Raw genomic sequence first — 12391 nt, forward strand, 5'->3', positions numbered from 1 at the left:
TCGAATCTTCCAATTGGTTGACGCGAGGGAGATTGCGACAAAGGTCTCCCTCTATTTTTAAGAACTCCATCTTTAAGGAACTAGATTTATGGATACTGTTAAGAAGCAGAGCGCATTTCCTGATGGCTTCCTCTGGGGAGGAGCAACGGCTGCAAATCAGATTGAGGGTGCGTTTGATGAGGGGGGTCGCGGGCTTGCAACCTCTGATTTCGCTCCGTTTATTTCTCGCGAGGCGAATCGTGGATATGAAGGTCAGCCTCTCCCGCATAATTCCGTTACCGCCGAGATGTTGGAGCAAATGAAGCTACATCCCGAGCAATACAATCTTCCCAAGCGTCGGGGAATCGATTTTTATCATCGCTATAAGGAGCAACTGGCCGAGATTGCGGGTATGGGATTTAAGGTTTTCCGCATGTCGATCAGCTGGAGCCGCATTTTCCCCAACGGTGACGATGCTCAGCCAAACGAGGTCGGTTTGGCTTTTTATGACCGCGTGTTTGATGAATGCCACAAGCTCGGTATGGAGCCAATGGTGACGCTGTGCCACTTCGATACCCCGCTTCATCTTGCCGAAGCATACGGTGGTTTCAAAAGCCGCCACACTGTCGAAGCATTTGAGCGTTATGCGGAGACTTGCTTTAGGCGTTACAAGGGGAAAGTTAAATACTGGCTTACGTTCAACGAAATCAACAATGTTCTTACCAATCCTTTCACCTGCAGTGGCGTCATTATGAGCGAAGAGGATTCTAAGACTCCGGAGAATCCGTATCGCGACAATTGGGAGCTTAAGTATCAGGTTTCCCATAATCAATTTGTTGCGAGCGCCAAGGCCGTTATGAAGTGCCACGAAATTGATCCGGATGCAAAGATCGGAAACATGCTCTGCCGACTCGAGAACTATGCTGAGACCCCCAAGCCCGAAGATCAGCTCCAGGTTCTGTTCGAAGACCACTTCAACTGGTTCTACAGTGACGTCCAGGCTAAAGGCGAATACCCGTATTACATGGATCGTTTCTTTGATGAGAACGATATTCATATTGATATGCAGCCGGGTGATGCTGAGGTGCTCAAGTCGGGTACTGTCGATTTCGTAACGATCAGTTACTACATGACCTACATCATGCGCTATAAGGGTGAGCCGGTCCCCAAGCCCTCGGGCTCTTTGGTTACGGCAATTAAAAATCCCTATCTTGAGGCGTCGGAATGGGGATGGCCTATCGACCCCATTGGTTTCCGTATCACTCTTAATCATATTTACGATCGTTACCATTTGCCTATTTTTATCTCTGAGAACGGTCTTGGAGCCATAGATGAGCTCGACGAGAATGGATATGTCGAGGACGACTATCGTATCGACTATATGAAGCGCCATGTCGAGCAGCTCGCTGAAGCAATTAAGGATGGTGTGGATGTATTTGGTTATGCGTGGTGGGGTCCGATTGATCTGGTAAGTTCCGGAACTTCCGAGGTAAGCAAACGATACGGCTTTGTTTCGGTCGATGTTGACGATTTTGGCAATGGAAGCATGGCGCTGGGGCGAAAGAAGTCCTATTTCTACTACAAGAAACTCATCGCCAGCAACGGCGCCGACACCGCAACCGATAACATCGTGGTGGAGTAAGGAGTAGAGATGGTTTCCAAGACGACGGTCGTCAAGAATCCGAGCGGCATCCACGCGCGCCCTGCATCGCTGTTTGTGCAGGAGGCGAGCAAGTACGAGAGCTCGATCACCGTTGGTAAGGTGGGCGGAGACGCCAAAGACGCCAAGTCGATCCTGATGGTTATGAGCCTGGGAATGGCCTGTGGTTGCGAGATTGAGATTGCAGCCGACGGCGCCGACGAGGCGGCCGCCGTCGATGCCCTCGTGGCGCTAATCGAGAGCGGCTGCGGGGAGTAGGCGGGCAAAAGCCACGTCGATGCTCGTTACCTTGCTGCCTATCATGGCGCTTGGAGGCGTCGGCGACGTTCGCCAGATTCTCATACAGCTGGGCGTGAGCGTCTCGCTCGTACTGCTGACGTATCCAAAGTTCCGAGTGTAGATAACGGCAAAGCTCGCAAATGCAAGGACCCCCGCGACCGATTCAACTCGGTCGTGGGGGTCTCTTGTGCTGAGCGATCAAAAGCGCATTGTTCAAAGCGCGGTGGCGCACGGATGCCGTCGTTAGCAAATTCTCGGCAGCTGCTCTCCCACGAGCATGTCGAGGATGCGGGTCGAGCCCCAGCCGGTGCGCACGCGCACGGCGGGACGGGAGCCCTCGGCAAGTGGCAGCACGCGGCCGATGATCGCGGCGTTCTCGCCGTAGCGGGCGGAACGCATGGCGGCTAGAGCCGCATCGGCCTGCTCGGCCGGCACCACGGCGACCATCTTGCCCTCGTTTGCCACCTGCAGCACATCGTAGCCGAGCATTTCACATGCCGCCTGCACGTCGGGACGCACGGGCACGGCATCCTCGTCGATCTCCATGGCAACACCGCTGGCCTGGGCAAACTCGTTGAGTGTGGACGCCAGGCCACCGCGCGTGGGGTCGCGAAAGCAACGCGTGCCGGGCGCTGCGGCCAAAACGTCGGCAATCAGGTGGTTGAGCGGCGCGGCGTCGCTTTCGATCGTGCTCGAAAACGCCAGGCCCTCGCGTTGGCTCATGATGGCGATCCCGTGGTCGCCCAGTGTGCCTGACACCAGGATAACGTCGCCGGGGCGGCAGTTGGCGCCGCTGAGCGCCACGCCCGTGGGAACCTCGCCCACGCCGGCGGTATTGATGTAGACGCCGTCGGCCCCGCCGCGCTCGACCACCTTGGTGTCGCCCGTGATTATGGACACGCCCGCCTCGCGCGCCGTCTCGGCCATCGTCTGCACAATCTGGCGGAGCTTATCCATGGGATAGCCCTCTTCGAGGATAAAACCGCACGATAGGTAGCGCACGTTGGCGCCCGAGGTCGCGACATCGTTGACGGTTCCGCACACGGCGAGGCGACCGATATTGCCACCGGGGAAGAACTGCGGCGAGACTACAAAGCTGTCGGTCGACATGGCGATGCGCCCGCTCGCGGGCAGCGCGGCGACGCCGGCGTCGTTGCCTTCGAGCAACTCGGGCGCCCCAAAGGCATCTAAAAAGACCTCATCGATGATGCGTTTCATCATCTGACCGCCGGAGCCATGGCCCAACAGGACGGTGCTATCGGTGGCAGTACGGGACATATCCAAAACTCCAATCGTGGGTGGTGTCAGTGTGCGGGTGCGTCCGGACTAGTTACGGTAGCGGTAGTACGCCGCGCAGCTGCCTTCGGAGCTCACCATGCAGGGGCCCACGGGATGCTCGGGTGTGCAAGCGTGGCCGAACAGAGGGCAGCCGCTCGGCGTAATGGCCCCGCGCAGTACGTCGCCGCAGCGGCACCCACGCGGCTCGACCGTCGCCTCAACGGGCACGTCAAAGCGGGTACGGGCATCAAAGCGCGAGAACTCGGGGCGGATGGAAAGGCCCGAGCTGGCAATCGGCCCCAGCCCGCGCCATGTGGTGTCGCATGGCTCAAACACCTGCTCGACCAGCTGTCGCGCCACGGGGTTGCCGCCTGCGTTGACGCCACGGCGGTAGGCGTTGTCGATCGCGGGCCTGCCCTCGACAGCCATCTGGACCAGCATGCAGATGCCTTGCAGGATATCGACCGGCTCAAATCCCGTGACCACGCCCGGGGTATCGAACTCGTCGACCAAAAAGCTAAAGGGCGCCAAACCCGTGATGGTGGAGACGTGGCCCGGCAGGATAAAGCCGTCGATGGCGGTCTCGGGATCGTTGGCGATGGCGCGCAACGCCGGCGGCGTGGTCTTGTGGGCGCAATAGACCGAAAAGTTCAAAAGCTCGCGCGTCTCGGCCTCCAAGATGGCAGCGGCGATGGTGGGCGTCGTAGTCTCAAAGCCCACGCCCATAAAAATGACCGGACGATCGGGATTTTGCTCGGCAATGTCGAGCGCATCGAGCGGAGAGTAGACGATGCGGATATCGCGCCCTGCCGCCTTTTGCGCTGCGAGCGAGGTGGACGATCCGGGCACGCGCATCATGTCGCCAAAGGTGGTGATGATGGCGCCGTCTATGTTGGCGAGCGCGATCGCGTGGTCGATGTCACGGTTGGCGGTAACGCAGACGGGGCAGCCCGGGCCGCTCAGCAGCTTGAGCCCGGCCGGCATAATGGAGCGAAAGCCATAGCGGCCGATGCTCACGGTGTGCGTGCCGCAGACTTCCATAAGGTTGATGGTACGGTCGCCGACAAGACCGAGAATGCGTTCGATGAGCTCGCGAGCCAGCTTGGGGTCGCGAAATACCGAAAAGTCGATACCGGAGCGCACCGGCTGTCCGGCCGCCACTAGTATGCCTCGGCCGGGTTGCTGGCCAGTTGGTCTTCTTCGGCCAGTTCGGTCATGGCGTTAACGAGCTCGAGCGTTTCTTGCGCTTCCTGCTCGTCGACGATCTGGATGCCAAAGCCGGCGTGCACGAGAATATAGTCGCCAACCTGCGCCGTCGGCACGAGTCGTAGCGACACGGGGCGCTCGATGCCCATCATGTCGACGGTGGCCTTGAGGCCGTCGTCGCGTTTGACTACTTTACCGGGGACGGCAAGGCACATATTGTTCCCCTTTTAGACGCTTTGCGCTGGATGGGCGCTCAATAATCCATCAGTTGATGGTAGCGCTCGCGGGGTTCGCGGGCAAACGCGTTACGCCTGTGAGACGGCTGGGCACAGCGGCGTGCGAGAGCGAGCTACTGCGATGCGATTTGCGCAAGACGAGCGCTTGCGACCGCCGCCTGACCGTAGGCGATGCAGCCGTCATTGACGGGCACGGTATGCGGGATAAGGACAGTAAGACCTGCGCTTTTGAGCTCGCGGGTGAGGAGCTGGAGCAGAAGTCGGTTCATGAACACGCCGCCCGAGAGCGCGACGGTGTCGAGGCCTTCACGGGTGCAGATCTCGCTGGCGATGCGTGCCGAAGAGCGCGCGACGGCGACATGGAAGTCGAGTGCGAGCCTGTCGGCGGGCACACTGGCTCTGGTTCCCTCCAAAAGCGCCGCAAAAAGTGAGCTGGGGCTCAGGACGAGAGACCTGCTCGAGGTTGCTTGGACAGTTAGTTCAGATTTGTACTTTTTAGAGTGGTAATGGGTGGTATAGATCGTCTGCGAGGACCCCGAATGGGTTGATTTGGGGTATCCGGCGGGCGAATTAACCGCAAATGAGGTGCCTGGAGAGCCCTCTTCGGGGTAATCTGAGCCAAAACCGTTGGTTAGAGGGTCTGTTTTTAATACAAATCTGAACAAACTGTCCAGTCGCAATGGGTCAGATGCGGAACAGCCGTCTTTATCGCCGGGAACATGGGTAATTTTGCTGCCGAGCGCGCGCCAGGCGGCGGCTTCGAGTTCGATGGCGGGCTCGCCTTCGTAGGTTGCCTGCCCGCAAATGCCCAAAACTGCAGCGGCGGCGTCAAAGAGACGCCCCATACTGCTCGTGCGTGGGCTGTTGATGTTCCGCTCGATCATCGTTGCCGTCACGCTGCGTGTTTGCTCGTCTAGGCCGTCCAAGAGCCGCTCGGCCCCCGGATGTTCAAGCAGGCCGAGCTCACTGAGCAGGGCAAAGGCGTTGCGGCGGGCGTCGCGCACGGAGGCCGCCCCGCCGGGGAGCGTCCAGGTGCGCAAATGCGCGGCGCGCTCAAAGCCGCCAAGGCTGGCAACAAGAAACTCGCCGCCCCAAATGGTCCCATCGGTGCCGGCGCCGGTGCCGTCAAAGGCGATGCCAAGGACGCGCGCGTCGGTTGTAAGCTGGCCCGCGGCAATCGCCTCGGCCATTACGCTCGCGATATGCGCATGATGGTGCTGGACCTCGACGAGCGGCAGATTGCATTTTCGCGCCTGCTCGCGCGCCCACTGGCTCGATAGATAGCTGGGGTGTAGATCGCAGGCCAAGGCGGCGGGCTCCAAGTCAAAGAGATCTTCCAAGCGCGTGCGCGCGGCGTTCCAGGCATCGAAGGTCCCGCCGTTTTCAACATCGCCGATATACTGCGACACAAAACAGGTTGCCTCGCCGTTCGTCCCTTCACGCGTGAGCGCAATCGTGGCCTTTTGTTGTGGCCCGCAGGCGAGCACGCAGGACGGAGCTCCGTCGAGCGCCGGCAACGGCAGCGGCTGGGGTGCATATCCGCGAGCGCGGCGAACGGGCATAACGGCGCCGTTCACCGCGCGCACCACAGAGTCGTCGTAGCGCGAGAGGATTGCGCGGTCGTTACCGAGCAACGCGTCGGCGATGCCGGCGGCAACGAGGTGTTCCCAGGCAAGGTTGTCATCGGTCTCGATGGGTTCTTCGCTCAGGTTTCCGCTGGTCATGACGAGCGCGTGCATACCGCGGGCTTCTGCCGCGGCAAGCAACAGATGCTGAAGCGGGGTGTAGGGGAGCATAACGCCAAGCTCAGGAAGGTTGTGCGCGACGGACGGCGCGAGCGCGTTGGGGGAGCCGCCGCTCTCGCAAACGGCACGTCGGTGCAGCAGCACGATGGGGCGAATGCTGCCGGTCAGCAAGCCGCGTTCAACGTCGTTGACATGGCACAGGCGTTCAGTATCGGCAAGGCCGCGTACCATAACGGCAAGCGGTTTGTTGCTGCGGCGTTTGCGGCGGCGAAGCTCGGCTACCGTCTTCTCGTTGGAGGCGTCGCATGCCAAGTGAAATCCGCCCAGACCCTTGATGGCGATGATACCGCCGTTGGCCAGCAGCTCAACACAGCGGTCGATAATGGCGTCGCTGGTCTTGCGCGTGGTGCCGACGGTCAGCGACGCGGCGGCTTCGCCGGCCTCGCGCCACGTAATGTGCGGCCCGCAATCAAAGCAGGCATCGGGCTGCGCGTGAAACCGCCGGTCAAGCGGGTCGCCATACTCTGCGGCACAGGTGGGGCACATGGGAAAGCAATCCATCGAGGTGGCCGCTCGGTCATAGGGCAGCGACCGGATGATGGTAAAGCGCGGTCCGCAGTTGGTGCAGTTGATAAAGGGATAGTGAAAGCGTCGGTCGGCGGGGTCGAACAGCTCGTGCAGGCAGTCGTCGCACGTGGCGATGTCGGGCGAGACGAGCGTCGTGTGGGCGGTTTGATCCTGCGATGCCACAATGCGAAAGCCCCGCTCGTTGGCGGCGTCCCAGTCGCCGGGCGCTAGGTCCATAACCTCGACATGCTCCACACGAGCCGCCGCAGGCGTATGCTCGGAAAGCGCGGCGACAAATTCGTCGAGCGCCTCGCTTAGAGCGTGCGCCTCGATATGCACGCCATCGCCCGCGTTAAGCACCCAGCCGCAAATGCCGTGCGCCATGGCCTCGCGATACACAAACGGTCGCATGCCGACGCCCTGCACAATGCCCGTTACATGGATATGCGCATGTCGCATGCGACCCTCCTTCATCGAGACCTGCCAAAAAGGGACAGGTTTATTTTGGTAGGTAAAACGTTAAACCTGCCAAAACAAACCTGTCCCTTCTTGGCAGGTGCGCCGCGCAAAGACCCGCTACAGCCCCAGGCTCTGCTCGGTGGCGGCGCAGGTGAGCTCGCCGTGTTTAACGCCGCGCAGGCCCAGCAGACGGTCGGCCAGCTCGTAGACACGTTCGCCGCGACCCTTAAGCGCCAGAATCTCCAAGCAGTTGTGGTGGTCCAGATGCACGTGCATGGTCGAGACAATCTCGTTGGTGTAGTCGTGCTGCACCTCGTCCAGGCGGCGCGTCAGGTCGCCGGTGTGATGGTCGTAAATCATGGTGAGCGACCCGATGACCTGCTCGTCGGGCGTTCGCATCTGCTCCTTGGCAATGGAGGCGCGAATCAGGTCGCGCACGGCCTCGGAGCGGTTGGCAACGTCGCCGCGGCGCGCGATTTGCTCGTCAAAGCGGCGCAACAGGTCGTCGGGCGCGGTGACCGAAAAACGGACCAGCTCGGAGGCGGAGCCGCTGAGGCGGCAGCCCACGTCGCCGGTCGGCCCGTGCGGATGCTCGTGCTCGCAGGCGTGCTCGTGCTCGGCCACGCTACACCAGCTTTACGGAGCCAACGGAGTTATGGTCGGCCTCGATGGCCTCCTCGTAGCCCTCGAGCGCATCGTGCGCCTCGTGGAGCGCCGCCATGGCGGCCTCGAGCTTGGCGCCAATGCGCTCCATGTCAAAGTTCTCGGTCGCATGCAGCAGCTGATGGCTCCACTCGTGAGCGAGCTCAATGGTGTCGTCGACCTGCTTGACGCTCATGGCAAGCTGGCTCATGTTCATTCCGACGTCATGCATGGGAATCTCCTTTTGTACGGGTCTAATCAGTGGTTCAGATTCTACTACGCCCGCTTTGCGCATCGCCGCATAAGAAAACGGGTGCGAGTCCGTCTGACTCGCACCCGTTCACTGGGGGCTGTTTGTGATTACCATACTATCCGTGGTCGCGGGCTCAACACCCGGCTCTCCGGCGAGCGGCACAAAACCACTCATGGACGGCAGCGCGTGACCGGCGTATTACAGGTGCTTCTCCAGCAGCGCCTGCAGCCTGGCCTTGGGCAGCGCACCGACGGAGCGGTCGATTTCCTCGCCGTTCTTAAAGACAACCAGCGTGGGGATGCTCATGACGCCAAACTTCATGGCCAGGTCCTGATTGTCGTCGACGTTGCATTTGGCGACGGTAATCTTGCCGGCCAGCTCGTCGGCCACTTCGTCAACGATAGGCGAGAGCGAGCGGCAGGGACCGCACCACGGTGCCCAAAAATCAACCAGCACGGGAAGGCTGCCGTCAACGATGGAATCGAAATTCTCGGGGGTAATCTGCTTAATGTCAGCCATAGTGACCTCCATAGTGCGACGCGGCTCGGCCGCGTAAAACTCAGTACGACCGTGCTTATACCCAACGGCCCGCAATGCAACCACTCGCGGGCGGCTCTTTTATATAATGGTGGGCACGCAAACGATTGGAGAGCGCATGCCCACGTCACAAAGCCAGAAAAAAGAAGCCATCGCCCAGGCGGCCGAGCAGGAGCTCGCATCGCTCGCGGGCCGCGGCGTGCGTATCGCGGGCAACGCGTGCTCGCCGATTGTGCTGGTAAAAGGAGATTTAGACGATGCCGAGCGTGCGGGTGGCGAGCTGGCTGCCGGTCCAGACGGCGCCGCGTTGCGTAAGGCGCTCGGCGCCATCGGTTACGCGCCCGAGGATTTCTGCGTGCTGGCAAGTGTTGCCGGCGCGGGCGACGGAGCGGTTGCGATAGGCGAGGACCTGCCGTGCGAGCTGTTCCGCGAGGCGCTCGAGGCCTTGGACCCCGAGGCGGTCCTGCTGCTGGACGATCGCGCGGCCGATACCATGCGCGAGACCTACGCAGACATGCTCGTGGCGATCGACGACTTTGATACCGCCATGCTCAAGCCCGGCTTGGTCGCCCACGTGCAGGGTCGTCGCGTACTCGCGCTCGACGGCTTTGAGGCCGCGCTGACCGACAAGGCCGCCAAGCAGCGCATGTGGGCCTACATCAAGCAGCTGACCCCGGCCGCCGCACCGCTGTAGCGGACTGGCGCCGGCAAGGCGGTCCTGATGGGTCGAGCGCGGCGCCGACTTGTCGCGCCCTTACATCACTGCGCGAAGCTCAAACCGATTGCCGTGAATGCGAAACTGGCAGTTGCCGTTCATGCGCTCGACGGCGAACTTGATGCTCTTGGTGTCAAAGCCGTGGCCCGCATGCTGGGTCACGGGCATGCCGTCGACCATGCGCGGCGGCCGTCCAAAGATGCCTCCTGCGTTATCGAGAGCTCGACTGTCCTCAGCTTGCCAGTTCGAAAATGGACCCGCCCCAAGATTGAATCCTTATTCCAACTTTACACCTGGCTTTACAGCTGTCTTGTCAGCTGTAAAGCCAGGTGTCATACTAAAGCCCCAAGATTCGCCAAAAGAGAGGGGCCTTGATGGCACAGAGCGCGAACATGGATGCATCGGAGCTTGCACGCGATATCGCGGCCGGCCTGGCATCGGCAACGACGGCAACGGAGCGCGCGGCACTGGTGCCCGCAGAGCTCGTCGAGGCCATTCATCAGCTAAAAACCCAACGTGACGCAGTGATCCTGGCGCACTATTATGTGGCGCCCGAGGTTCAGGCTGTGGCCGATTTCGTCGGCGACAGCTTCTACCTGGCAAAGCTCGCCAAGAGCCTGCCGCAGCAGACTATCGTGCTGTGCGGCGTGGAGTTTATGGGCGAGAGCGCCAAGCTGCTCAACCCCACCAAGACCGTACTGCTGCCCGAGCCGGGCGCGGACTGTCCCATGGCGCACATGGTTAAGCACGAGACGGTCGACGCGGCGCGCGCCGAATATGGCGACGACCTGGCCGTGGTGTGTTACGTCAACTCGACGGTCGAGATCAAGAGCTGGAGTGACGTGTGCGTTACCAGCTCTAACGCCGTCAAGATCGTCTCCGAGCTGCCGCAGCAGCACATCTTGTTCATTCCCGACCAGAACCTGGGCCGCTTTGTGGCCGAGCAGGTGCCCCAAAAGCACGTCATCCTCAACAACGGCTACTGCCCGCGCCATCACATCATCACCGTCGAGCAGATCGTCGACGCACAGGAGGCGCACCCCGACGCGCTCGTGCTGGCGCACCCCGAGTGCAAGGCCGACGTCCTGGCCGAGGCCGACTACATCGGCTCCACTGCCGGCATCATCAAGTATGCCGAGGAGTCGGACGCGAGCGAGTTCATCATCGTGACGGTCCGCGGCGTGCTCTACGAGCTCGAGCGCCGCTGTCAGGGCACCGGCAAAAAGTTCTACTTCCCCGCGGTGCAGCCCACCTGCGTCAACATGGATCTCATCACGCTCGAAAAGCTCGTGCGCTGCCTGGAGACGGGCGAGGGCGAGGTGCAGATCGGCGTGTCGGATGAGGCCGCCGACCAGGCCAAGCTCACGCTCGACCGCATGCTCGAATACGCGGCTCGCTAGAACGATGTGACATGAGGGACCATCCCTTATGTCACATTACAAGGGAGAGGATTCCTGTGGAAACCAAACAATGCCCCGACATGGAGTGCGACGTCGTCATTGCCGGTTGCGGCGTGGCGGGCCTATACGCGGCCCTCAATCTGCCGACGAGCACGCGCGTGATCATGCTCTCCAAGGGCGCTGTCGACGAGTGCGATTCGATGCTCGCGCAGGGCGGTATCTGCGTGCTTCCCGAAGGCTCTGACTACGACGCCTTCTTTGAGGACACCATGCACGCCGGCCACTACGACAACCGCCGCGAGAGCGTCGACATCATGATCCGCTCGAGCCGCTCGGTCATCAACGACCTGCTGGCCATGGGCGTGGACTTTGAGCGCAAGGCCGACGGCAGCCTCGACTTTACCCGCGAGGGTGCGCACAGCCGCCCGCGCATTGCCTTCCATGCCGACATTACGGGCAAGGAGATCACGACCAAGCTCCTCCAGGCCGTTCGCAAGCTGGATAACGTGCAGATTTTGGAGCACGTGGCCATGACCGACATTCTGACGGGCGAGCGTGATGGCGCCACGGCGTGCCTCGGCGTCGTCGCCGTTCCCGTGGACGAGGACAACTCGGTTCGCCCCGCCGACGAGCTGGCAAATGCCGCCGAGGGCGTGCATGCCGGCGAGCCGTTTAAGATCCATGCCCGCCACACGCTGTGGGCGACAGGCGGTATCGGCGGCGTGTACGACCACTCGACCAACTACCCGCAGCTCACGGGCGATGCCTGCTACATCGCCCAGGAGCATGGCATTAAGATGGAGCACCTGGACTACGTGCAGATTCACCCCACGGGACTGTTCTCGCCGCAGCCGGGCCGCACCTTCCTGATCAGCGAAAGCTGCCGCGGCGAGGGCGCGATTTTGCTTAACGCCGCCGGCGAGCGTTTTACCGACGAGCTTCAGCCGCGCGATGTGGTCGCCGCCGCTATTCGCGAGCAGATGAAGCAGGATGGTACCGAGCACGAGTGGCTGAGCTTTGCCCCCGTTGAGCGCGACGTGGTAACCGGACACTTTGCCAACATTCGCGCACGCTGCCTGGAGGACGGCCGCGACATCTTGGACGAGCCCATCCCCGTTACGCCCACGCAGCACTACTTTATGGGCGGCGTGTGGGTCGACAAGGACGGCCACACCTCGATGCCCGAGCTCTACGCCGCCGGCGAGACGGCCTGCAACGGCGTTCACGGCAAGAACCGCCTTGCATCAAACAGCCTGCTCGAGGCGCTGGTCTGGGGTCGTCGCGCCGCGTGGCACATGCGTACCGGCGAGTCGCTCGCCGTGGAGCAGGCGGGCGAGCCCGCGCTCGATGGCCGTCATCGCGCCCTGAGCGCCGACACCCTGGCAATCGATGATTTGGCCCGTGCCGCCGGCACGCAGGCCGTGGAGGAGTAGAC

At 61.5% G+C, this 12391-nt stretch carries 14 protein-coding genes; 6 read left to right on the top strand and 8 right to left on the bottom strand.

Annotated features, from left to right (window positions below; genetic code table 11):
- The first annotated feature begins 88 nt into the window (after positions 1 to 88).
- Genes ACTQWD_RS00845 through ACTQWD_RS00855 form a run of 3 tightly spaced genes read left to right on the top strand, consistent with a single transcriptional unit; the run spans position 89 to position 2039 of the window.
- Complete coding sequence (locus tag ACTQWD_RS00845; RefSeq protein WP_154518173.1) at positions 89 to 1621, top strand: glycoside hydrolase family 1 protein; 1533 nt, start codon at positions 89 to 91, stop codon at positions 1619 to 1621.
- Positions 1622 to 1630: 9 nt separating this feature from the next.
- On the top strand, positions 1631 to 1897 hold the full coding sequence (locus ACTQWD_RS00850) for an HPr family phosphocarrier protein (protein ID WP_117583648.1): 267 nt from the start codon (positions 1631 to 1633) through the stop codon (positions 1895 to 1897).
- Positions 1898 to 1916: 19 nt separating this feature from the next.
- A complete protein-coding gene (locus tag ACTQWD_RS00855; RefSeq protein ID WP_255413547.1) occupies positions 1917 to 2039 on the top strand; it encodes a hypothetical protein in 123 nt (40 codons plus the stop codon).
- 122 nt (positions 2040 to 2161) lie between these two features.
- Here the strand turns inward: ACTQWD_RS00855 and hypE are convergent, their stop codons facing one another.
- From hypE to trxA, 7 genes are all read right to left on the bottom strand, one after another.
- The gene (gene hypE / locus ACTQWD_RS00860) at positions 2162 to 3196 is read right to left on the bottom strand and encodes a hydrogenase expression/formation protein HypE (protein ID WP_441554238.1); all 1035 of its coding nucleotides are present in this window, start codon (positions 3194 to 3196) and stop codon (positions 2162 to 2164) included.
- Between the two features lie 48 nt (positions 3197 to 3244).
- Positions 3245 to 4357 carry a hydrogenase formation protein HypD gene (gene hypD / locus ACTQWD_RS00865; protein ID WP_441559051.1) on the bottom strand — a complete coding sequence of 371 codons (1113 nt, stop codon included), beginning with the start codon at positions 4355 to 4357 and terminating at the stop codon, positions 3245 to 3247.
- Positions 4357 to 4617 carry a HypC/HybG/HupF family hydrogenase formation chaperone gene (locus ACTQWD_RS00870; RefSeq protein WP_154518167.1) on the bottom strand — a complete coding sequence of 87 codons (261 nt, stop codon included), beginning with the start codon at positions 4615 to 4617 and terminating at the stop codon, positions 4357 to 4359. Before ACTQWD_RS00870 ends, hypD begins: the two co-directional genes overlap by 1 nt.
- Positions 4618 to 4751: 134 nt before the next feature.
- On the bottom strand, positions 4752 to 7409 hold the full coding sequence (hypF, locus tag ACTQWD_RS00875; RefSeq protein ID WP_441559052.1) for a carbamoyltransferase HypF: 2658 nt from the start codon (positions 7407 to 7409) through the stop codon (positions 4752 to 4754).
- Positions 7410 to 7526: 117 nt separating this feature from the next.
- Entirely contained in the window at positions 7527 to 8033 is a 507-nt protein-coding gene (gene nikR, locus ACTQWD_RS00880; protein WP_441054572.1) for a nickel-responsive transcriptional regulator NikR, read from the bottom strand.
- Between the two features lies 1 nt (position 8034).
- Positions 8035 to 8283, bottom strand: a complete 249-nt coding sequence (locus ACTQWD_RS00885; protein WP_006235225.1) for a hypothetical protein — start codon at positions 8281 to 8283, stop codon at positions 8035 to 8037.
- Between the two features lie 219 nt (positions 8284 to 8502).
- Complete coding sequence (gene trxA / locus ACTQWD_RS00890; protein ID WP_441067417.1) at positions 8503 to 8823, bottom strand: thioredoxin; 321 nt, start codon at positions 8821 to 8823, stop codon at positions 8503 to 8505.
- Between the two features lie 136 nt (positions 8824 to 8959).
- On the opposite strand from trxA, the gene ACTQWD_RS00895 reads away from it, so the two are divergent.
- Positions 8960 to 9535 (top strand): hypothetical protein, encoded by a 576-nt coding sequence (locus ACTQWD_RS00895; protein ID WP_441041769.1) that lies wholly within the window; start codon positions 8960 to 8962, stop codon positions 9533 to 9535.
- Between the two features lie 60 nt (positions 9536 to 9595).
- Here the strand turns inward: ACTQWD_RS00895 and ACTQWD_RS00900 are convergent, their stop codons facing one another.
- The gene (locus tag ACTQWD_RS00900) at positions 9596 to 9736 is read right to left on the bottom strand and encodes a hypothetical protein (RefSeq protein ID WP_441041767.1); all 141 of its coding nucleotides are present in this window, start codon (positions 9734 to 9736) and stop codon (positions 9596 to 9598) included.
- 194 nt (positions 9737 to 9930) lie between these two features.
- Between ACTQWD_RS00900 and nadA the strand changes: the two genes are divergently transcribed.
- Together nadA and ACTQWD_RS00910 are read left to right on the top strand one after the other, a co-directional pair.
- A complete protein-coding gene (gene nadA / locus ACTQWD_RS00905) occupies positions 9931 to 10956 on the top strand; it encodes a quinolinate synthase NadA (RefSeq protein ID WP_154518146.1) in 1026 nt (341 codons plus the stop codon).
- A 56-nt stretch (positions 10957 to 11012) separates the two neighbouring features.
- Complete coding sequence (locus tag ACTQWD_RS00910; RefSeq protein WP_441559053.1) at positions 11013 to 12389, top strand: L-aspartate oxidase; 1377 nt, start codon at positions 11013 to 11015, stop codon at positions 12387 to 12389.
- The last annotated feature ends 2 nt before the right edge of the window (positions 12390 to 12391 follow it).

It is taken from the genome of Collinsella sp. LCP19S3_B6, assembly GCF_052121815.1.
In the GTDB taxonomy this organism is placed as follows: domain Bacteria; phylum Actinomycetota; class Coriobacteriia; order Coriobacteriales; family Coriobacteriaceae; genus Collinsella.